The organism is Candidatus Cloacimonadota bacterium (assembly GCA_020532085.1).
GTDB lineage: Bacteria > Cloacimonadota > Cloacimonadia > Cloacimonadales > Cloacimonadaceae > Syntrophosphaera.
The window spans coordinates 25,997-47,237 of record JAJBAV010000009.1 but is presented as its reverse complement, the minus strand read 5'-3'; the positions used below and the strand labels follow the sequence as shown (position 1 = coordinate 47,237).

Annotated in this window: 17 protein-coding genes and 1 tRNA gene; 12 read left to right on the top strand and 6 right to left on the bottom strand. The window is 58.2% G+C overall.

The window, feature by feature from the left end; translation table 11 throughout:
- The 4 genes from LHW45_03795 to LHW45_03780 are packed head-to-tail and all read right to left on the bottom strand — an operon-like array spanning position 1 to position 5,327.
- Complete coding sequence (locus LHW45_03795; protein MCB5284700.1) at positions 1–831, bottom strand: peptidylprolyl isomerase; 831 nt, start codon at positions 829–831, stop codon at positions 1–3.
- A 7-nt stretch (positions 832–838) separates the two neighbouring features.
- On the bottom strand, positions 839–1,762 hold the full coding sequence (gene miaA / locus LHW45_03790) for a tRNA (adenosine(37)-N6)-dimethylallyltransferase MiaA (protein ID MCB5284699.1): 924 nt from the start codon (positions 1,760–1,762) through the stop codon (positions 839–841).
- A complete protein-coding gene (gene mutL, locus LHW45_03785) occupies positions 1,759–3,663 on the bottom strand; it encodes a DNA mismatch repair endonuclease MutL (protein ID MCB5284698.1) in 1,905 nt (634 codons plus the stop codon). The genes miaA and mutL overlap by 4 nt, the downstream gene beginning before the upstream one ends.
- A gap of 2 nt (positions 3,664–3,665) precedes the next feature.
- Positions 3,666–5,327: a nucleoside kinase gene (locus LHW45_03780; GenBank protein MCB5284697.1), complete on the bottom strand. Its 1,662-nt coding sequence runs from the start codon at positions 5,325–5,327 to the stop codon at positions 3,666–3,668.
- 120 nt (positions 5,328–5,447) lie between these two features.
- On the opposite strand from LHW45_03780, the gene LHW45_03775 reads away from it, so the two are divergent.
- Both LHW45_03775 and LHW45_03770 read left to right on the top strand, forming a co-directional pair.
- Complete coding sequence (locus LHW45_03775) at positions 5,448–6,398, top strand: YitT family protein (protein MCB5284696.1); 951 nt, start codon at positions 5,448–5,450, stop codon at positions 6,396–6,398.
- Positions 6,399–6,508: 110 nt separating this feature from the next.
- A complete protein-coding gene (locus LHW45_03770) occupies positions 6,509–8,761 on the top strand; it encodes a hypothetical protein (protein ID MCB5284695.1) in 2,253 nt (750 codons plus the stop codon).
- A 723-nt stretch (positions 8,762–9,484) separates the two neighbouring features.
- Here the strand turns inward: LHW45_03770 and LHW45_03765 are convergent.
- On the bottom strand, positions 9,485–10,555 hold the full coding sequence (locus LHW45_03765; protein MCB5284694.1) for a peptidylprolyl isomerase: 1,071 nt from the start codon (positions 10,553–10,555) through the stop codon (positions 9,485–9,487).
- 226 nt (positions 10,556–10,781) lie between these two features.
- On the opposite strand from LHW45_03765, the gene asnB reads away from it, so the two are divergent.
- Both asnB and LHW45_03755 read left to right on the top strand, forming a co-directional pair.
- Positions 10,782–12,815, top strand: coding sequence for an asparagine synthase (glutamine-hydrolyzing) (gene asnB / locus LHW45_03760; GenBank protein ID MCB5284693.1), 2,034 nt, complete (start codon positions 10,782–10,784; stop codon positions 12,813–12,815).
- A 20-nt stretch (positions 12,816–12,835) separates the two neighbouring features.
- Positions 12,836–13,735 carry a hypothetical protein gene (locus tag LHW45_03755; protein MCB5284692.1) on the top strand — a complete coding sequence of 300 codons (900 nt, stop codon included), beginning with the start codon at positions 12,836–12,838 and terminating at the stop codon, positions 13,733–13,735.
- Between the two features lie 295 nt (positions 13,736–14,030).
- Here the strand turns inward: LHW45_03755 and LHW45_03750 are convergent, their stop codons facing one another.
- Positions 14,031–14,297, bottom strand: a complete 267-nt coding sequence (locus LHW45_03750; GenBank protein ID MCB5284691.1) for a hypothetical protein — start codon at positions 14,295–14,297, stop codon at positions 14,031–14,033.
- 238 nt (positions 14,298–14,535) lie between these two features.
- Between LHW45_03750 and LHW45_03745 the strand changes: the two genes are divergently transcribed.
- From LHW45_03745 to LHW45_03710, 8 genes are all read left to right on the top strand, one after another.
- Positions 14,536–14,826, top strand: coding sequence for a hypothetical protein (locus LHW45_03745; protein MCB5284690.1), 291 nt, complete (start codon positions 14,536–14,538; stop codon positions 14,824–14,826).
- Between the two features lie 15 nt (positions 14,827–14,841).
- Positions 14,842–15,783 (top strand): DMT family transporter, encoded by a 942-nt coding sequence (locus LHW45_03740; GenBank protein ID MCB5284689.1) that lies wholly within the window; start codon positions 14,842–14,844, stop codon positions 15,781–15,783.
- Positions 15,784–15,825: 42 nt separating this feature from the next.
- On the top strand, positions 15,826–16,218 hold the full coding sequence (gene secG / locus LHW45_03735) for a preprotein translocase subunit SecG (protein MCB5284688.1): 393 nt from the start codon (positions 15,826–15,828) through the stop codon (positions 16,216–16,218).
- Between the two features lie 20 nt (positions 16,219–16,238).
- A tRNA-Leu gene (locus LHW45_03730) sits at positions 16,239–16,327 on the top strand.
- A 98-nt stretch (positions 16,328–16,425) separates the two neighbouring features.
- Positions 16,426–17,613: a glycine C-acetyltransferase gene (locus tag LHW45_03725; protein ID MCB5284687.1), complete on the top strand. Its 1,188-nt coding sequence runs from the start codon at positions 16,426–16,428 to the stop codon at positions 17,611–17,613.
- A gap of 9 nt (positions 17,614–17,622) precedes the next feature.
- Positions 17,623–18,462, top strand: a complete 840-nt coding sequence (gene rsmI, locus LHW45_03720; GenBank protein MCB5284686.1) for a 16S rRNA (cytidine(1402)-2'-O)-methyltransferase — start codon at positions 17,623–17,625, stop codon at positions 18,460–18,462.
- A complete protein-coding gene (locus tag LHW45_03715; protein ID MCB5284685.1) occupies positions 18,459–19,094 on the top strand; it encodes an HAD hydrolase-like protein in 636 nt (211 codons plus the stop codon). Before rsmI ends, LHW45_03715 begins: the two co-directional genes overlap by 4 nt.
- A 107-nt stretch (positions 19,095–19,201) precedes the next feature.
- Positions 19,202–21,097 (top strand): Omp28-related outer membrane protein, encoded by a 1,896-nt coding sequence (locus tag LHW45_03710; protein ID MCB5284684.1) that lies wholly within the window; start codon positions 19,202–19,204, stop codon positions 21,095–21,097.
- Positions 21,098–21,241: the final 144 nt, after the last annotated feature.

Sequence of the window (21,241 nt, the reverse complement as noted above, 5' to 3'; positions counted from 1 at the left end):
TCAGCAGCTGAAGCGGGGGTCGAGGATCTGGATCTGGTCCTCGTGGTCTCGGCGCAGGTCGTTCATGTGGCGGATGAGGAAATACTCCCTTTCCAGCTGGACCAGCCTGGCTTTGAGGCTGTCCTTGATCTCTTCGAAAGGTATGCGCTGACGCAGTTTACGGTCTGTAACCAACAGGATGTGATAGCCGTGGCGGGTTTGAAAGACATCGCTGATCTGGCCTGGTTCGAGGGCGAAGGCGACATCTTCGATCTCCTTGATCATGCGGCCGCGGGGAAACCAGCCCAAATCGCCGCAACGCGCTCCGGTAGGGCACTGCGAGTGGCTGGGGCATACATTTGCGAAATCGGCCTGAGTGTGAATCTGGGCGCGTAAGTCAGTGGCTTTGCGCAAAGCCTCCGGTTCATCGCTGCGGAACAGAATATGGGAGGCCCGCACTGCCTCCGGCGCGAAAAAAACCTCCGGTTGGTCTTCATAGAAAGCCAGCAGCTGGTCATCGGCGATGATATGGTCTTGCCCGATGATCTGGCTCACATATTTGCGGATCACGATTTTCTGCCGGATGCGCTCTTCCATGTCCTGGGTCTGCGCTTCGTTTTGAGGGGCTTCGTCGATGTCCTCCAGGGTCTCCAGCAAGGCGCTGTCAAATTCGTCCTCCGTGACTTGGATGCCGGCCCGCAGTGCTTCATGCAGAAGCAGACAGCGGTCTATCACCCGGTTCAAGGCTTGGACCAAAGCCAGCGGGCCGTTCTGCCCGATCAGCTTTTCGCTTTCCGTGAGGACTTCGTCCTCTGTGATAATCAGGTCAAAGACCTTCGCGACCAGATGCATTCATTCCTCAGTGCAAAGATTTCCGCCAATCTCTAATGAGTGTGGGGATCTCTGATATTATACACACATTGGAGCCCAATGTCAAATCAAACTTGCGCTTGCGGTACCAGGTGCACTGGCGTTTGGCGTAATTGCGGGTGTGCTGGGCGGCGAGGGTGGAACAATCCTTTAGGGAAGCGGCTTCCAGCAGATGCGGCAGATATTCTTTGCAGCCCACGCTGTTAAGGCCGGGCGCGGAAGGGTTAAACCCAATTTTCAGAACGTGGCTGATCTCGTCGAGCAAACCCTCTTCCAGCATCCGGGCCGTCCGGGCGTTGATCCTTTCATAGAGCGGTTCCCGGGGTGGATCCAAGAGGACGCGGAAAGCCCGGAAACTGCTGCCGGGCTGTTGGCGGCGCCAGTGTTCGCTGATGGGAAAGCCGGTGGCGGCAAAGATCTCCAGACCCCTCAGAATCCGTTGCCTGTCATTGCGGCTGATTTTTGCGGCAAAATCGGGATCCAGCGCGGCCAGCTCACCATACAAAGCGCTCAATTCCTCGCTTTGCAAACGCTCCTGCAGCTGGCGCCGCACCTGGGGATCGATGCCGGCCTGTGGAAAGAGGCCTTGCAGCAAGGACTCCACATAGAGTCCCGTACCGCCGCAGATCAGCGGGATCCTCCCCTGCCGGTGCAGCGTTTCAATGGCTTCCGAGGCGTCGGCGATGAACCTGCCGGCGTTGTAGCTCTCCGAAGGTTCGATTATGCCGATCAAATGGTGCTTTACCGCCATCAGGTCCGCGGCGGAGGGCTTGGCCGTGCCGATATCCAGAAGCCGGTAAACCTGGCGCGAATCCGCGGAGATGATCTCCGTGTCCAGTTCCTGGGCCAGGCGCAAGGCCAGATCGGATTTTCCCGAGGCGGTGGGCCCTTCCAGCGTGACCAGGGGGATCATAGCTGGCGCTTGAATTTCTTTTCGAACTCCGCCAGGGGCATTTTCAGGATCAACGGCCGGCCGTGGGGGCAGAAATAGGGCATCTGACAGGCGAAAAGCTGATTGATCAGGTTAAGCATTTCCTTGCGGGTAAGCTTCTTCCCAGCTTTGATCGCGGCTTTGCAGGCGATCGATTTGGCCAGGGATTCGCGGAAATCGGGGTTCAGTTCCAGCTCTTCCTCCAGCTGTTTGAGGATCTCGATGAAGATCTTGCCGCCCTGCCAGTCATCCAGTTCGGCCGGAATTTCCTCTATCACCAGGGAATCGCCGCTGAATTTTTTCAGCACGAAGCCTGTCTTCTCCAGCAATTCCAGGTTCTGTTCCACCAGATCGCGGATCTCTGTGGCCACGATCGGCGGAATGTCGATCACAAGCGGAATTATCAGTTTCTGCCGCACCGGCGGCGCTCCCTGGGTGCGCTGCAGCAGCTTTTCATAGATGACGCGCTCGTGGGCGGCGTGCTGGTCGATGATCACCAGGCCATCCTCCACCTGGATGAAAATGTAGGTGTTGTGCAACTGCCAGGGATTGATGTAGTCCTCTTCGTTGCGCAGCAGCAGCCTGTACTGGAACGACTCGTTGGGCAGGTCGTTGGCTATTTCCAGCTGGTCCTCGCTGTCCTTTTTGTCCGCGTCCACCAGCGGCACCTCGATCTTGCGGGGAGGGGCCGGATCCGCTTGGGATGCGGGAAACAGCTCATCCTGATAGAGACTGCCAAACTCTTTTTTATACTGGGAAAAGCGGGGCACATCCACCTTGTTGCCGTAAACGGTGCGCTCCACGAAAGTGGCTTCGTTCACCTGCTGGGCGTGGTCGAATTTCACGCGGGCGGAGGCGAATTTCGCGTGTTCATAGGCGTTCAGGGCGTCCGTGAGCGTGAGGAAGACAAGCGAGTGCACTTTCTGCTGTTCCCGGAACCGCACCTCCAGTTTGGCGGGATGGACGTTCACGTCGATCTGCTCCACCGGGATGTCCAGAAACAGCACGTAGGGCGGGGTGCTGCCTTTTTGCCAGACGCGGGTTTTGAGAATGAAGGGCTCGTAGGCAGCCTTGATGGCGTGTTTCACGGTTTTGTCGGAGATGTAGCGTCCGTTGATGAAGCAGTATTGCATGTCCACCAATTTGTCGCTGCGGTCTTCCAAGCCAAAAATGTATCCTTCCAGGCGGTAATCCTCGGATTCGGCCTGCACTGGGATGATGTCGTCATTGAAAAATCCGGAGCCGAACACCTCACCCATCCGCTGTTCGCGATTTTCCGCGACCACGAAGGAAAGCTTCTGATTGCCTTCCACAAAGAGTTTGAAGCCAATGCCGGGATGCAGCACGGCCTGGTAGTGGATGTATTTGAGAATGTGGCGCAACTCGGCCGGAGCGCTGCGCAGAAACTTGCGCCGGGCGGGCAAGGCCTTGAAGAGGCCGCGCGCGGTGATGTTGGTGCCGGGATTCGAGGAGGTTTGCCCCACGTTGCGCAGGCGTCCGAAATCGAAGTCCACCTGGGTGGCGACCTCGCTGGCGGCGTCGCGGGTGATCAGGGTCAGGTTGCTCACGCTGGCGATGCTGGGCAGGGCTTCCCCGCGAAAACCGAGGGTGCCGATGCTGATGATGTCGCCCACGGTCTTGATCTTGCTGGTGGCGTGGCGTTCAAAGGCCAGCAGAGCGTCGTCCGGGCTCATGCCGCAGCCGTTGTCGCTCACCTGGATCAGGTCCTTGCCACCGTTCTCCACCGCCACCGTGATCTGGGTGGCGCCGGCGTCGATGGCGTTTTCCACCAGTTCCTTCACCACAGAGGCCGGCCGTTCGATCACCTCGCCCGCGGCGATCTTGTTGCGCACGTCATCGGCCAGAATATGGATCCTGTTCACGCTCAGTACCTGAAGATGGAGCCGTTGGTGAATTCCCTGATGATCGAGTTGTAGGGCACCAGAGCGTCCGGGATGTCTTTGACGTTGGCCAGCAGGGCCAGCAGTCGCTGGGCCTCGGTGTAGGCGGCGGAGCTTTTGGGAACCGAAAGAAGCAGTTTCCAGGCGTGTTTGCGCAGCACTCCCAGCTCGTAGGTGAGGCTGCTGTTGAACATATAATCCGCGTTTTCCTGATAGGGGAAGATGTTCTTTTCCTCGCCTTCTCGCACACTGGGCCAGCGCAGCATGGTCTCTGTGGCTGTGTAGCCGCGGTATTGGTGGTCTCGGATCATCCGGCGCAGCAAACGGCAGTCGGTGGTGGCCACGCGATTGTGGTTGTCTATGTTGAGCTGATTCAGGGCGCTCACGTAGATCTTGGCTTTGCGGTTGGCCGGAATGGCCGCGGTGAGTTCGTCGTTGAGGCCGTGGATGCCTTCCATCACGATCACGTCTTCCTCGCGCAGCCTGATGATCTTGTTGCTGCGGCGGCGCATGCCGCGGGTGAAATCGTAATGCGGCAGCTCCACCTCCTCGCCGCTGAGCAGCTGGGTAAGCTGTTTGTTAAGATACTCCAGGTCCAGGGCATAAATGGATTCGAAGTCAAATTCGCCGCTGTCCTTGCGCACGGTTTTGTCTCGGTCGATAAAATAATCATCGAGGCCCACCACGTTCGGTTTGGCTTTGGAGGCCTGCAGCTGGATGGACAGGCGTTTGGCGAAGGTGGTCTTGCCGGAGGAGGAAGGCCCGGCGATCAGGATCAACTTCACTTCCGGGTGTTTAACGATGTCGGCGGCGATCTCGGCGATCTTCTTTTCGTGCAGGGCTTCCTCCACCAGGATGAATTCCGAGATCTCGTAGTTGTCGGTCAGTTTGTTGATGTCGATGATGTTGTGCACGCGCAGGATATCCAGCCATTTGTCGTGTTCCTGGTGCAGTTGGAATATCTTTTCCGGCAGCACGAAGGGCTGGGCGAGGCGGCATTCCCTGCCGGTGGGAAACCTCAACACGAAGCCGGTTTCCTTGTACACCACGTCGAATTCCCTCACCATGCCGGTCCTGTCCGCCAGGGGGCGCAGAAAGCGGTCGTAATACTTGCCGCAGCGGTAAACGTAAACCTCTTCGCTGAAACGATACTGCAGGTTCTTGATCACGTCCTTCCGGCCCATGGTGCTGAAGATCTCCAGTGCCTCCCGGGTTTTCACCAAAATCTTGTCGATCGGCAGGTCGCCCTCCACGATCCGCAGCATTTCCTCTTTCACCCGCTGGCAGTCATTCGGAGTCCAGCTTTGGGTGCCGAATACCTCGCAAAAGACGCCGTCGCCGATTGAGTGTTCGATCACCAGGGCATGCCCCGCTCCCAGGATAGCGTTCAACGCCTTGGCCAGGATGAAGATCACGGAGTCCTGGTAGATCCGGCTGCCTTCGGGGTGGTTGTATGAGATGCAATCCACCAGCATGTTTTGCGTGGGAGTATATTCATCATTGACATAACGGACGTGGTCAATTTTGTAGGACAAGATCCTGTCGGCAGGGATGTCCGTGCCTTTCAGGATCTCGCGGATCGGTTTTGCCGCTTCCAGTTCGATATGGCTGTGTTTGTTGCCGTCAAATCTCAGGTCGATGATCATCTGATGTTCCTTGTCAAAGTTTTGCCAGCGGGGCTGAAACTCCCATCCGAAGCCAATCCCGCACGAAGATGCCATCATTCTGAAGCGCGCCAATCCGTCAAGCTATTAGGAGAACTAAAAATGAAGAAATTACAGGGAAAACAGCTCTTCCTCCGGGAAGCCAAATACATGGCCGGGATAGTGTTTGGGGCTTTGCTGGTGGCCATCGGCTACGCCTGGTTTTTGATGCCTTACAACATGGCTCCGGGCGGCGTGGGCGGTCTCGCCCAGGTGCTGAATTTCTATTTCCGCATCCCCGTGGGCATGTCCATGATCATTCTGAACATCCCGCTGTTCGTGATCAGTTTCATCTTCATCGGCAGATCCTTCGGCGCCAAATCCGTGCTGGGCATGCTTATCTCATCTGTTTTCACCGATCTGGTTAACATCCAAAACATCGCCAGGATAGGCATCCTGAGCCTGGGAGAGCATACTTACAGCTATCAGGGCCGCACCATCTTTGCCTACCTCGGCCCGGAAGACCTGCTCCTTTCAGCCATCGCGGGTTCCGTGGTGCTGGGCCTCGGCCTCGGCATCATTTTCAAATCCCGTGGCTCCACCGGCGGCACGGACATCCCCGTGGCCCTGATCAAACAGAAGGCCGGGGTTTCCATCGGCACCGGCTACTACATCGTGGAAAGCGGGATCATCCTGCTGGTGGCCATCCTGCTCAAAGACCCCAAGATCCTCATCTGGGGCTACATCAACCTCTTCATCACCACCAAGATCACCGACCTCGCTTCCGAAGGCCTGCCCTACATCAAAGGTGTTTACGTGATCTCGCCCAAGGTTGACGAGATCAAGGAGGACATCTACACGGAACTCGACCGCGGCGTAACTTTTTTCAAGGCCCTGGGCGGTTACGAGAAAAAAGAGACCGAGGTGCTCTTCTGTGTGATCAACCGCCGCCAGGTACCCCTGCTCACGGACATCGTGAAAGACATCGATCCCGACGCGTTCATGATCGTTACGGACGTCTACGACGTGCTGGGCTACGGGTTCCGCTCACGCAAGATCAACCTCAGCGAGTGACCGGCCCCAAAACTGGCCAGCCCGGAAAAATCGCTTGACCGGATGCGGCCCTCAGCCGAGAAAGTGATATCGCCCTCCGGGATGATCAACACCAAACAAGGAGACAGATGATGACCAGAACGGCAGTTACCCCGATCCTGCTGGCCTGCGTGCTGGCTTGCCTGATCTTGCCGCCCCTGGCGGCAAAGCACTCAGACGATTTTTTACTGGGAACCTACTCCTATCTGCGCAACAGCGGAAACTCCGCCCAGCGGGAAGCCCTATACAGGCAGATGCAAGCCCTTGGCTACAATTCCAACCTGGTGGAAACTTTTGAGGACAATGCCGACCTGGCCACCCTGCTGAAGGAGCTTGACAGCTTCGGCCTGGACGCCTGGCTGGCAGACAAAACCTGGCCCGGCCCCTCCTCCGATGTTAAGAGTTATCCCAGCTACGCCCTGTCCACGAACAACCTGCTCCGTTTTGAAGCCGAATTCGCCAGCGAAAAGGACCTGAAATACGGCGACGGCCTGGACAATCAGCATTGGTATGCCGCCCGCAGCGACAAGAAGATGCCGCGGGTGGGCAGGCCTGTCGACATCGCCGGAGCTTCCTACGGCTGGGCCTGGCAGGCAAGCATGGGGAAAGACAGGCCGGGCTGGCTGCTCACCGATCTCCGATATCGCTGGCCCAATAAAAACGGGGCTTATGTGCGCTTTGGCAAAGAATTCGTGCTGCGCCAGCTCGATCCCCCGGGGCATGAGAACAGCTTCATCCGCGTAACCTACCGCTTCCGGATCGGCAAGGTGAAAAAAGACCTGCGGATCGACGAACCCCTGCTGCGCTTCGATGTGAGCGGCTACGAACTTCAGGGCGGCGTTTTTTCCGCCCAGGCCAGGGTTTTGCGCCATCTCAACCAGGACCGCGGGCTCACCGAAACCGTTTTCCGGCTCAACGACCTGCTGCTCTCTTCCGGAGGCGACTTCACAGAGATCACTCTGCGGATACCCTACTCCGACCTGCTGGCCGCGAACCTGCTGAGCGCCGATCACGACGGCGATCCGGCCACTCCCGATTCCCAGGAGCTGCTGCGTCTGGTGAACCTCAATCCCCGCCTTTGGTGGTACGGCAATTGCGATGTGGAGCTGGACTATGTGGAGATCGAGGACCAGCTGCATCACGACTTGGTGACGAACCGGACCGTGATGCGCCAGGGGATCCAGGAACGCATGCTGAGCCTGGTGGCAGCCGGAGCTGGCAACCTGAGCGGTTTTTACACTTTCGACGAACCCCACCTGGGCCAGTTCGCCGGCTTCAAACTGATCGAGGACGCCGCCCATGAGGCTGGCACCAGGGTTTTCACCGCCGTGTACGACTATCAGGGAAAAAACTTCGTGCTCGACAAGCAAAACCAGGTCTATTACGATCACGTGGACGCCTTCCGCAAGCTCGCCCAGCCGCAGATCATCGCGCCGGACATCTATCCCCTCGCGCCGGACCTCAAATGGGGCCCGAAAGACAGAGGTTCCGGCCTGTTCATCCAGGATGTGCTGGACCAAAAGCTGCTGCGGGTTTACCGGGGCAGCATGCTCTACCGCGATGAAAAGAAAGGCCGCTCCTTCCTGCCCATCGTGCAGGTTTTGGGGAACTGGGTGAAAAACAGCGGCGGCGACAGATGGCTAACCTGGATCCAGCCCCCCTCCGCCACCCAAAAAGCGCTGCTCTATCTGCCTCTCTGCTACAAGCCGGACGGCATCATCCACTACCGCCTCAGGGTGTTTCCCGATGCCGAGGGTTACGGCAACCGCGCGGTGCTCTTTTCCCAAAGGGGGGCCAAAAACTTCCCTGATCCGGAACCTGACCCCATCGCCTGGCCCGCCGTGGCCTCCAGCAATCTCCGGGTTCTGGGCTACGGAAAGATCATCCGCGGACTCACCTGGCTGTCAGCGGAGACCATAGGCACCAAAAAAGCCCCCAACAGCAGGTGGCAAAAGAAAAACCTGATCAAGCGGCTGCAAGTGCTGAAACAGGGTAACGGCGATTACGAAGGCTTCGTGCAGTGCGCCTTGTACCAGGACGCCGAGGACAAACCCTGGTTCATGCTGGTGAACCGGCGCGGCAATTTCTTCCGCCCCGGCACCATCACTGATCCGCTTTACGTTCCGGACCGGGAATTCGCTGAGTATTTTCCGGAAGCTGAGGCCCAGATCCTCACCCTCACCTTCGACCGGAAAAAACTGGCCGCCTACGGCCCTGATCCGGGACTCTGGGACCCCCACGACCGGATGTTTCACCCCATCATCAACAGCGAGGCCCACATCTCGTTGCCTGCCGGGGAAGGCAGGCTGCTGCAGCTGGTGGCGAACAAACCGCCCCTCAGATAGCAGGGGAGGCTGTCACACCTGCACGGAACACCGGCTTCAACCGGACGCCCCCGTTCCGTCATTCCGGGCGGTGAAGCTGGAGCAGAGCGAGCCACGAGCTTCGACTCCAGCAGAAAACAGGAGAGGCAGACGTCCACGTCTGCCAAGGCCGGGAGGGCCTTTCGGAATCTACAGACAAGCTTCTGCGAAGCTTCGCAAACGGGGACGTTTGCGCCTCCATTAACGCGGCAGGACATTCAGCCCAACCCGCTCCGGAGTGTCATTCCGGGCGGTGAAGCTGGAGTCGGGCGAGTCACGAGCTTCGACTCCAGCAGAAAACAGGAGTGGCAGACGTCCCCGTCTGCCAAGGCCGGGAGGGCCTTTCGGAATCTAAAGACAAGCTTCTGCGAAGCTTCGCAAACGGGGACGTTTGCGCCTCCATTAACGCGGCAGGACATTCAGCCCAACCCGCTCCGGAGTGTCATTCCGGGCGGTGAAGCTGGAGTCGGGCGAGTCACGAGCTTCGACTCCAGCAGAAAACAGGAGTGGCAGACGTCCCCGTCTGCAAAGGCCGGGAGGGCCTTTCGGAATCTAAAGACAAGCTTCTGCGAAGCTTCGCAAACGGGGACGTTTGCGCCTCCATTAACGCGGCAGAACATTCAGCCCAACCCGCTCCGGAGCGTCATTATCTTACCAAGGGACGAGTGTTTTACTCCCACCACCTCGGTTTGCCAGAGAGCCTTTTTAGAAAACCACACAGCGCCGCGAATAACTTTGGTCCGCCGAACTAGCCCGGATCACGTAGATCCCGGCCGGAAGGCGTTTACCCCGGGCATCACAGCCATCCCAAAACCACTCGGAGCCTTGCTTCAGTGGCTCAGGCGCCGCGATCAGCAAGCGGCCCCGGAGGTCATAAACACTTACCTGAACAGGTCCGCCGCGGCCCTCAGCCAGTCTCAGCGTGGCCCCCTCCCGCAGGGGGTGGGGCATGATCTCCAGTCCTTGTAGCACCGGCGGGACGCTGTCTTCAACATTTGTTCCCTCCGCCAGGACATTCCACGCGATGGTGTGGGTCCAGTCGGCGTTGCTGATCACGCAAGCCACGGAGTGGAGGCCGGGGGTGGAAAATGTGGTTTCCAGGATGAAATCCATGCCCACGGCCTGCGCTCCGTCCACCATCCAGTCATACTGCGTGGGCAGGTTGGACACCGTTTCCACCACGAACATCTGCGGCTCGTTCACGTTCACCGTTACCGTGCTGGAATCGGAGGGCGTCACGTTCATTATGGCCAGGTCCAGGATCCTCAAAGTGTCGATGGTCACAGGCGTCAGCGGCCTGTCGTCGGCATCCACCGGCACCTGGCCGATCGCCAGAACGGTGTCCAGGCCCTGGATTACTTTGCCAAAGATCGCGTAGTTGCCGTCCAGATTGGGGGTGGGAACCAGGGTGAGGTAATATTGAGACCCGGCGGAGTTTGGCGCGGAAGAATGCGCCATGGCCAGGATCCCGGCCTGGTCGTGATGCAGGTTGGGGTGGAATTCGTCGGGAATGGTGTATCCCGGCCCGCCATAACCTGTACCCTGGGGACAGCCGTCCTGGATCACAAAGCCCGCCACCACGCGGTGGAAGATCAGATCGTTGTAAAAGCCGCTGTTGGCAAGCGAAATGAAGTTATTGGCGGTTATCGGCACCCACTGATCGTAAATCTCAGCGGTGAACGAGCCCATGGAGGTGCTCCAGCGGGCAAAATGCAAAGCGCTGAGGTTTCCCGCCAGCAGCAGGATCAGCAACAAGGTTACGGGTTTGTGTTTCATGTTCGGCCTCACTTTCTTGATGGGTCATCCGCTCCGGCAAAGATTTGCCGGAAACCACTCAGACCCGCTTAGATGAACATTGGTTCCTGTCAACAAATTTGTCTCCACTAACACACCGCCTTCGCTCCCAATATCAATACGGTATCAATACGGAATCAATACGGATTTCATCCGTAATGATTCCGTATTGATACCGTATTGATATTGGGAGCCGTCCAAAATTAGCTTGACCATATTCAAAGGTTCAGATATCTGCTACCCCATCATGTGCGGAATAAGCGGAATCCTTTGTCTCGACGCGGAAAGAATCGCTGACATCCGGCTGCTGAGGGAAATGACCAACACGGTCAGGCACCGCGGGCCGGATGACGAGGGCTATTTCCTCTGCAGCCCTGAAACCGGCGTCAGGGAGTCGTTTTCCGGCCAGGATTCCTCCGCGGAAGTGAAGGCCCTGCATCCGCGGCTGGATGAAGGGGAAAAAGCAAGGCTGGGCTTTGGTTTCCGCCGCCTGGCCATCCTCGATCCGGGGGCCGGCGGACATCAGCCCATGAGCGATCCGGAACTGGGCCTGCACATTGTTTTCAACGGTGAGATCTACAACCATGTGGAGCTGCGCGAAGAGCTGAACAGGGCAGGATATGGGTTCCGCAGCCGCTCCGACACCGAGGTGATCCTCAAGGCTTACCACGCCTGGGGAGATGACTGTTTGAAAAGGTTCAACGGCATCTGGGTCCTGGCCATCTGGGATGAAAAGCAGCGCCGGCTGTTCTGCGCGAGGGACCGCTTTGGCGTGAAACCTTTCTACTACTGCATCCACGACCAGGTTCTATATTTCGGCTCGGAGATCAAACAGCTGCTGCTTACGCCCGTGAACAAAAGCCTGAACCGGCCGATGCTCTGGCGCGCCATGAAGATCAATTCACTGCAGGTTTACGGCGGTGAAACCTTCTGGACCAACATCCACGCCCTGGAGCCAGGCACCGCCATGGCCGTGAAAGACGGGCAGATCGCGGTGTGGACCCATCATCGCCTGGACCCCTCCACCTTTGGCAGCAGCACTTTGTCCCTGGAAGACGCCACCGAAAGGTACCGCGCCCTGTTCCAACGCGCGGTGGGCTGGCAGATGCGCTCGGATGTGGAGGTTGGGGCCTGCCTGAGCGGCGGCTTGGATTCCTCGGCCATCGTGTGCAGCGCCGTGCGGCACAGCGACATCCAACTGCAGACCTTTTCCTCCTATTTTGCCGAGCTGCCCCAGCTCGATGAACGGCGCTGGATCGCTGAAGTGGCCTCGGCCTGCGGCTGTGTTTCGCATCTCACGTCACCCAAGGTGGACGACGCGCTGCAGTGGTTCGCCGAAGCCACCTGGTTCAACGATCTGCCGCTGGGAGCGGGATTCGCCGCGCAATACGCCGTGATGCGCCTGGCGCGGGAGCACGGCGTGAAAGTGTTGCTGGACGGACAGGGCAGCGATGAACTCACAGCCGGCTACAAACACGCGCAATACCGCTGGCTGGGCGACCTGCTGCGGGACCGGCGGCAGGGAAAAATCGGCACCGAACTGAAGGCTTACCTAAGCAACCACACCCTCCCCCAAAACCTGGCGGGGATCGCGAAAACCCTGCTGGCGGCAGCGTTTCCGGAATCCCGGCTGTACGAGATGGAATTCTGGCACCTGCGCTTCGAACCCTTTAACCGGGAATTCACAACCCAGGCCAAGAGATCGCTGGAAACCGGCATCCTCTCGCGCATCGCCGATCTGGAGGGGACCAGGCTGGCCAACTTCCTTTACAATGAGGTCTATTTCACCTCCCTGCCCACCCTGCTGCACTGGGAGGACCGCATGTCCATGGCCGCCTCGATCGAAAGCCGGGTGCCCTTTTTGGACCACGAACTGGTGGAATTCGCCTTTTCTCTGCCCTCCGCCTTCAAGATCCGCCACGCGTCCGGAAAGCACATCCACCGCCAGGCCATGCGCCCCATCGTTCCCCGGGCCATCGCGGAACGCCGGGACAAAGCTGTGTTCGGATCCCCCTTCCACGCCGTATGGCTGCGCGGGGGGATGAAAGCGGCCGTGAACGAACTGTTCAGCTCCACGGAATTCCGCCGCCGCGGGATTTGGGACCTGCCCCGCGTTTGGGCTAACTGGCAAAAATATCAGAAGGGCGACAACTCCCAGGCGGAGATGATCTTCAACGTGTTCGCGCTGGAGAACTGGTTCCGCAGCTTCGGCCCCTGGATCGAGTTTGACCTGCAAACATAAAACCAACACGTGAGGTACAGATGCGTAATGCACTCAATTGCCTGCTGATCTGTGCGGCTCTGCTGAGCCTGGGATCTTGCAAATTGTTCTTCAAAAGCCCCAAGGTGGAAAAAATCCACGACATCAAGGTCGTCTCCATCGATCCGGACAAGATCAGGCTGGAGATCTCGCTCAGCGTGCTCAACCCCAACCGTTACAAACTCAAACTGAACGACATGGACGTGGCATTGCTGAACAAAAACCGCGAACAGATCGGCACGGCCTCGCTCAGCCGGGCGGTGGAGATCCCCGGCCGCAAAGCCAGCGCCCTCGATTTTGACATCACCCTGGATACCCGGCCCACCGTTAAACTGGTGAATTACTCCGACCAGAAGGTCTTTGTCTATATCGCGGGAACAGGCTCTGGCAAGGTGCTGGGCACCAGGCAAAACCTGGTGTTCGAAGAGCCCTACGAGATCGACATCCGGGATCAGCTGCAAATGGTTTTGAGCACCTTCAAAGCCAACGGCGACGACATTTTCAAGATCAAACGCAGCTATCTGGGCAAAGTTGGCATCACCGAGACCCAGGTCCTGGTGGATTTCATCGTGATGAATCCCTACGGGCTCAAATTCACCCTGGAGGAATTTCCCGCCAACATCACCATCGGCAACGCGGAATCCGGCACTGGCGACCTGGACAAAGCCCTGAGCTTCGACGAAAAGGTCTACTCCCGCGAAGGCACGATGATCTTTAAAGTGAACAACCTCAAAGCCATCTACAACATCGCCAAGGGCGCTATCAACGGTGAGGTGAGCTACCGGGTGAACGGCAAGGTGAAGATCAACGCCTACGGGACCGACATCGAACAGGCCTACTCCTATAAAGACCTGATCACCATCAGCATCACGGACGACATCCTGAAACTGCTGGCGCCGTAAGACCGGATAGTTCGGCTTTCAATCAAACCGGGTGGTTGAGAGCCGGTATAAAGTTCCGGGGTGGAGGCATCTGCCCCGGGGCTCAGGAATCCAAACAGCCAAACCAAACCAAAACCCCGACCAAGTAGTGGTCGATGCGGGCACAGCCTGCCTCGACACCCTGTAAAGGCATTACCCAACAGAGCTGGATTCCGGATCTCCGGCGCCCAAGCACCTGCGTCCGGAATGACGTGTGTTCGGGGCTGAAGCGTGAACGCGGGGGTGGTTTATAAATCAGCGGAAATGGGGCCAGGAGTCAGGAATCGTCAACCTCTCCGCCATATTCGCGAATGCTTTGCAACAGCCCCTCACGGATGCAGTTCAGCTTCTTTTTTTGCTCCACCCAGTCCGAGTATAGATAGGGAAGCTCAACTTCGATCACTTCATTGCCTCTGAAACTGATGTGGAACGCCAATTTGCTGTAACCGATCGGCCCGGCGTCCACACCCTCGTCCCGGATCCTGGACACTCTGCTAACCTGCTCCAGCTCGAAACTGCGGCCATCTGGAAGCGTGTACAGCATGTGGTCTCCTTACCTTAAGGTTGTTCTTTCTCCATAGTTTCGGGCGCGCCATTTCTTGGCAAGCCTTTTTTTATAATTGCAGCGGGTAAAATAAGCATGATTGTTGATTTTTTTACACACCCTGCCAGGCATCACCCTTTTCGCAGACAATTGCGGCGCGGGGTTGAACACGTTTGCCCAACAATTCTCTTGACCAAAACCGGGGCATGGCAGTTTGGGTTGAACAGGGAGTATAAAAATGAAAACAAAACTTGCGTTGATCCTGGGCCTGCTGTTCTGCCTGGCCCTGCTTTGCGCTTGCGCGCCAGGAGTGAATGGACGTTCAGCCGATAACCGGGCTGGATTTTTCATGGGCATCTGGCACGGCTGGATCGCGCCGATCAGCCTGATCTGGCAATTGTTCAACCGGGAGGTTCGCCTCTACGAGGTCTTTAACACAGGCTGGGCCTACGATCTGGGCTATTACATGGGAGTGGTTGGCGGTTTCGGCGGCCTGGCCCTGAGCCGGAAGAGATGCCGCGAAGACTAAGCCGGGCCAGATAAGTTGGCGGCATATCTCACCCTGCTGCTCACCGCAGCGATCTGGGGCCTGGCTTTCGTGGCCCAGCGCAAAGGCATGGACAGCCTCGACCCCTTCACCTTCAACGCTTTGCGCTTCGCTTTGGGGGCGGTTTGCGTGGCCCTGCCCGGATGGTTTTCCAAAGCGAAAAACCCCAGCGCGCAGATCGCGTCAGCAGACCCCGCGCCACTTGAGTGGAATAGCTGGAAAGGCCCCCTGCTGCTGGGATCGCTGCTTTTCCTCGCCGCCAGCTTGCAGCAGTTTGGCATGCTCTGGACCGGGGCTGGCAGCGCCGGGTTCATCACCGGGCTCTACGTGGTGTTCGTTCCCCTGATCGGCCTGGGAAGGGGCCAGAAGCTGAATCCTCCGCTGGCCCTGGCCGTGGCCCTGAGTCTGGCCGGCCTGGTTTTGATCAACGGAAAACCCAATTTGCAGGCCACTTTGGGCAACTCGCTGGTGCTGGCCGGAGCTGTCTTCTGGGCGCTGCACGTGCAATTGATCGACAAGCTCACCAAATCCCACTCGAGTTTGCGCCTGGCGCAGTTCCAGTACTGGGTTTGCGCGTTCCTGAGCCTGGCCGGGAGCCTTGTCCACCGCGTTCACAGCCATCAGGGCATCTTCACCGCGAAGCTCTTGGCCGGGGTGCGAACGGCAAGCCTGCCGCTTCTCTACGCGGGAATTATGTCCGTGGGAGTGGCCTTCACCCTGCAGCTGCACGCGCAGAAAAAAGTGCAACCCCACGCGGCCAGTGTGATCCTTTGCCTGGAAGGTGTTTTCGCCATGCTGGGCGGCTGGCTGCTTCTGCGGGAAAAGGTTTCATCCACCGCCATCCTTGGCGCGGCGCTGCTTTTGGCGGCCATGTTGGTTAGCGTTTGGCAGGAACGGCGGGATTTTCTGATTGACAAAAAAGCCGCTTCCAAAACTTAGTTTCCAGACAATGCTTTTTCGAAGTTAGTTAAGGAAAGAAACATGCTTATATACACGATTGCCCTGGTGATCCATATCATAATCAGCGCCGCGCTGGTGCTGGTCATTTTGTCCCAAACCTCCAAGGGTGGCCTGGATGCCAACCTGGGCGGGGCGGCGATGAACGTGTTCGGCGGCAGCGGGGCCTCCAAGTTTCTGCGCAAATGGACCCAGATCCTGGGCGTGATCTTTGTCGTTTCCTGCCTGTTCCTGGCTTTCCAGGTATCCAGAGTGAACGAGACAAAGGCTCCCAAAGTGCTGAACGAAAAGTTTGGCGATACCAAGGCCCCGGCCCCGCAGAGCGCTCCCGCGGCCCAGCCCGCGCAAGCCGCTCCGGCCGGTTCCGCGCCGCAGCAGCCTCAGACGCCTCCCGCGGAAACCAACCCGGGCAACTGAACCCCAAAGAGTTTACAGATGCAGAAGTGGTGGAATTTGGCAGACACGCAAGACTAAGGATCTTGTGCCTGTAACGGGTGTGCGGGTTCGAGTCCCGCCTTCTGCACCAAAATCTGGCTCCCTCACCGGGAGCTTTTTTTATTGACTGATTCGAGGCCTCCAAAAAGTGTGCCAACTATTGAACCAATAATATTGTGGAGGTTTGCCATGTTTGGCAAAATGAAAACCGACCTGCAAGACCTGTTTGTGGAACTGAAACAGCAGGGCTTGTACAAGAACGAACGCGTCATCACCACGCCCCAGGGAGCGAACATCGGTGTGAGCACTGGCAAGAAAGTCATGAACTTCTGCGCGAACAACTATCTGGGGTTGGGCAACCATCCCGAGGTGGTGAAAGCCGCCCAGGACATCATGAACGACTGGGGCTACGGCCTCGCTTCCGTGCGTTTCATCTGCGGCACGCAGCAGATCCATAAAGATCTGGAACGCAAGATCTCCGAGTTTCTCGGCACCGAGGACACCATCCTCTACGCCGCTTGCTTCGACGCCAACGGCGGTGTGTTCGAACCCCTTCTGAACGAGGAAAGCGCCATCATCTCCGATGAACTGAACCACGCCTCCATCATCGACGGAGTGAGGCTCTGCAAGGCGCAGCGCTTCCGCTACAAACACTCGAACATGGAAGAGCTGGAAAAATGCCTGATCGAGGCCAAGGACCTGAAGTACCGCCTGATCTGCACCGACGGCGTTTTCTCCATGGACGGCGACATGGCCCGGTTGCCCGAGATCTGCGATCTGGCCGAAAAATACGACGCCCTGGTGATGGTGGACGATTCCCACGCCACCGGCTATATCGGCAAAACCGGCCGCGGAACCCCGGAACAGTTTGGCGTTCAGCACCGCGTGGACATAGTTACCAGCACCCTCGGCAAAGCGATGGGCGGCGCCAACGGCGGTTTCACCTCCGGCCGCAAAGAGATCATCGAGCTGCTGCGCCAGCGCAGCCGGCCCTATCTGTTTTCAAACACCGTCGCCCCCGCCGTGGTTGGCGCCAGCATCAAGGTGATCGACCTGCTTTCCGGTTCCTCCGCTCTGCGTGACAAAGTGTGGGAAAACGCCAGCTATTTCCGCGCGGAAATGATCAAGGCCGGCTTCAAGATCGTGGAAGGCAACACCGCCATCGTGCCCGTGATGCTTTACGACGAGCCTCTGGCGATGAAAATGGCCGACATGCTGCTGGAAGAAGGCATCTACGTGATTGGCTTCGTCTATCCCGTGGTGCCCAAAGGCAAAGCCCGCATCCGGGTTCAGCTTTCCGCGGCGCACAGCCGCGAGGACCTGGACAAGGCCATCGCCGCCTTCATCAAGGTGGGCAAAGCTCTGCAACTGGTTTAAGGAGCGGATTTGCCAGCAGGCAGCCTGTATCTGGTTCCGGTGCCGGTGGGAAACCTGGGTGACATCACCCTCCGCGCGCTGGACACTTTGAAGAGTGTGAACCTGATCGCTGCCGAAGACACGCGCAAAACCCGTTTCCTGCTCTCGCATTACCAGATCAAGGCTCCCAGGCTGCTCAGCCTGCACAAATACAACGAAAAACAACGCCTGGCGGAAATCCTCGCCCTGCTGCACGAAGGAAAGTCCATCGCGGTCGTTTCCGACGCCGGCAGCCCGGGGATTTCCGACCCGGCCTTTTGGCTGGTCCGCGCCGCCATTGAAGCGGGTGTGACCATCATCCCCCTGCCCGGAGCCACCGCCCTGATCCCGGCTGTCACGGCTTCCGGACTAAACCCGGAGAGCTTTCTGTTCCTGGGTTTTCTGCCCCTCAAACAGAAAGACAGGCTGGCCCGGCTCGCCCTCATCAGTTCCAGCCCCCACACCACCGCGCTGTACGAGGCACCGCACAGGCTGAAGCAAACGCTTGAGGACCTCCTCTCCCACTGTGGAAACCGGCAGGTCTGCCTCGCCCGCGAGATCAGCAAGCTGCACGAAGAGTTCATCCGCGGCAGGCTGGAAGACATTTTGGCCGACTACCAGATAATGGAAAAGGGTGAATTCGTGATCCTTGTGGAAGCCGCCACACCGGATCAGCCGGCCTCAGAAGCGGATATCAGGGCCTACCTCGCGGAGTTCGAGCCCGGCCCGGCCAGCAGCAAGGAACTCGCTGAAAACCTCTCCATACGTTTTGGGATCAGCCGCAACCAAGCTTACAAACTGATCCTGGACGCCAGGAAACGCTCCCGATGAAGCCAACCCTGATCTGCGATTTCGACGGCACGGTGGCCGATTCCATCGCCAAGATCCTGGAACTGGTGAACCAGCTGGCCCCGCGCTACGGCTACCGCACCATCAGCTCCGAGCTGTTCGAACAGGTGCGCGACCTGCCCCTCCCCAAAGCCTGCCGGGCGGTGAAGTTTCCCCTCTACAAACTCGGCCAGGCCATCGCCGTGGTGCTGCACGAATACCACAAAATGATCCCCGACCTGGAACCCTGCCCCGGGGTGGTCCCGGTGCTGCAAAAGCTGAAAGAACAGGGATATTCCCTGGCCCTGATCAGTTCCAACCACACCGAGAATTTGCAGGCCTGGCTTAGGCATCATCAGATCAGCTGTTTCGACTGGGTGGAGGGCACCAGCGGCATCCTGCACAAACACCGCAGCATCAAGGCCAGGATCCGAACCCACAACCTGGACCGCGAGCGCGTGGTCTATCTGGGCGACGAAGTCCGCGACATCAAAGCCGCCCACCACAACCGCGTGAAGATCGTCAGCGTGGGTTGGGGCCTTCATTCTGAACAAAACCTGCGCGAACACAACCCCGACCGGGTGGTGACCCAGCCGGAGGAACTGCTAAAGATAATCCCCCAACTGATTTCCTGACTCGTCTTTAGGAGGCCACACAGGATTGTCTTGACAAAATATGGGGCAGCAGTTGGAAGGAAATGAATGACAAGTTTTTCGATTTGTACATAACAAAGGAGATCAAGATGAAAAGGAACCTTTTATTGATATTGGCCCTGCTTGGCCTGCTGGCCACCCTCACCGCCGTGCCGCGCAACCTGGTGGTGGTGGAAGTTGGCACCTACATAACCTGTCCTTACTGCCCGGGGGCGGCCATGGGCTGCCATGACCTGCTGCAAAACGGACATGCCGTCGCGGTGATCAAGAATCATCAGGGCGACGCCTATTCAAACACTTATTCCCATGCCCGCAACAGCTTCTACGGCATCACCGGCTACCCCACCGCCTACTTTGACGGCCTCAATCCCTCGGTGGGTGGCAGCAACACCAGCTCCATGTATTCAAACTATCTGCCCAAGGTGAACGCGCGCCTGAATGTGCCCGCACATTTCACCATCAGCGCCCAAGGCGCCCAAGTGAACAACGAGTTCCAAGTGGCTGTCACAGTTTCCAAACCCGAGGCGGATACCAACACCAACGTGAAACTGCATGCGGTTGTCACCGAATCGAGCATCCCCCAAGTCTGGTTCAACCAAACCACGGTGGACAACGTCAACCGCGTCATGACCCCCAACCAGAACGGGACCGCCATCGACCTGGCTACCGGCGGGACCACAACCGTGAACCTGTCCTTCACCCCCGGTGCCAACTGGAACCTGGCCAACTGTGAGGTGGTTTTATTCCTTCAAAACATGACCTCCAAAGAAATATTGCAAGGCGTGAAATATTCCCTGGCCGGACTGGTGGGCGCGTATCCCGTCTCCACCGACAACCTGGCCTTCCCGGACATGTACGTGGGCGGCACTTCCGTGACTCCCGTCACCATAACCAATTTCCTCTCCGACCCTGCCAGCGGAACCATCTCCATCGACAACCCCGCCTTCTCCACCGACATTTCCACTTTCAATATCCCCGGCACTTCCTCTGTGGTCGCCAACATCAGCTTCTCCCCCACCGCCGCCCAAACCTACACCGGCACCCTGACCATCACCAGCAACCTCTACAACCATCCCAACATCAGCATCCCCCTCGCCGGGACAGGCTTCATGAACGCCGCCCCCACTGCTACCGATGTGACGGTCAGCGGCCCACCCGTGATCAATCAGGAGCTCACAGCGGCCTACAGCTTCAACGACGCGGATGGCAACACCGAAGGCAGCTCGATCCTGCAATGGTTCCGGATAGTGAACAACACGCCCCAGGCCATAGGCGGAGCCAATCAACTCATATATAGCGTCGCTGTCGAAGACCTGGGCTTCCCCCTCGCCTTCCAGGTCACTCCCGTCGATCAGCACGGCATGCCCGGAACCGCGGTCATGAGTGCCTACACCATCCCCATCGAGGAATTGCCCGCGCCTCAGAATCTGCAGGCCACCGTAACTCCCCCCAGCACCGTGACCCTCACCTGGGAGCGCCCGGAACACTTTGAGGGCAAGGGTTTGGTAGGCTACCGCCTCTACCGCAACGGCCTCACCATTTCCACCATCACGAACCCGAACACCCTCACCTTCTCGGACACCTACGTTCCCGCGGGAACCCACGAATACTGGATCTGCACGCTGTTCAACAACCCCATGATGCTCTCCAACCCCTCCAACGTGGTCACGGTAAGCATCGGAGTGGACAACGACGACCAGGTGGCACCCGCAGAGATCTCTGTGAGCGTGCATCCCAATCCTTTCCAGACCAATGCCGCGATCAGCATCCAAAGCAAAGCTGATGCCGGGGTTGACCTCGCCATCTACAACGTCCGCGGCCAGCTGGTGAAAAGCTTCGCCCTCACCACCGACACCGCCGGGATCGCCAACGCCAGTTGGGACGGCACCGACAACCAGGGCAACCTGGTCAACAGCGGCGTCTATTACTACCGGATGTTCAGCGCCGGAAGGCTCAGGAACGGACGTATCGTCCTAATGAAATAACCAGCTCCGGGGCAGCTTGACAGACTGTCCCAGCCATAGATCATCAACCCCCGGATCACACGGTCCGGGGTTCTTCTTTCCCTGCCCCCATCAGCTTCTCGCCGTGAATGGCTCCAGCTTCTGCCTGATCGGCCATAAGCCACT

Coding starts and splice junctions, on each gene's coding strand:
- LHW45_03715 (MCB5284685.1), top strand. CDS start 18,459: ATGAAGCCAACCCTGATCTGCGATTTCGACGGCACGGTGGCCGATTCC.
- secG (MCB5284688.1), top strand. CDS start 15,826: ATGCTTATATACACGATTGCCCTGGTGATCCATATCATAATCAGCGCC.
- LHW45_03750 (MCB5284691.1), bottom strand. CDS start 14,297: ATGCTGTACACGCTTCCAGATGGCCGCAGTTTCGAGCTGGAGCAGGTT.
- LHW45_03780 (MCB5284697.1), bottom strand. CDS start 5,327: ATGATCATCGACCTGAGATTTGACGGCAACAAACACAGCCATATCGAA.
- LHW45_03770 (MCB5284695.1), top strand. CDS start 6,509: ATGACCAGAACGGCAGTTACCCCGATCCTGCTGGCCTGCGTGCTGGCT.
- LHW45_03710 (MCB5284684.1), top strand. CDS start 19,202: ATGAAAAGGAACCTTTTATTGATATTGGCCCTGCTTGGCCTGCTGGCC.
- miaA (MCB5284699.1), bottom strand. CDS start 1,762: ATGATCCCCCTGGTCACGCTGGAAGGGCCCACCGCCTCGGGAAAATCC.
- LHW45_03765 (MCB5284694.1), bottom strand. CDS start 10,555: ATGAAACACAAACCCGTAACCTTGTTGCTGATCCTGCTGCTGGCGGGA.
- LHW45_03775 (MCB5284696.1), top strand. CDS start 5,448: ATGAAGAAATTACAGGGAAAACAGCTCTTCCTCCGGGAAGCCAAATAC.
- LHW45_03725 (MCB5284687.1), top strand. CDS start 16,426: ATGTTTGGCAAAATGAAAACCGACCTGCAAGACCTGTTTGTGGAACTG.
- LHW45_03795 (MCB5284700.1), bottom strand. CDS start 831: ATGCATCTGGTCGCGAAGGTCTTTGACCTGATTATCACAGAGGACGAA.
- LHW45_03755 (MCB5284692.1), top strand. CDS start 12,836: ATGCGTAATGCACTCAATTGCCTGCTGATCTGTGCGGCTCTGCTGAGC.
- LHW45_03745 (MCB5284690.1), top strand. CDS start 14,536: ATGAAAACAAAACTTGCGTTGATCCTGGGCCTGCTGTTCTGCCTGGCC.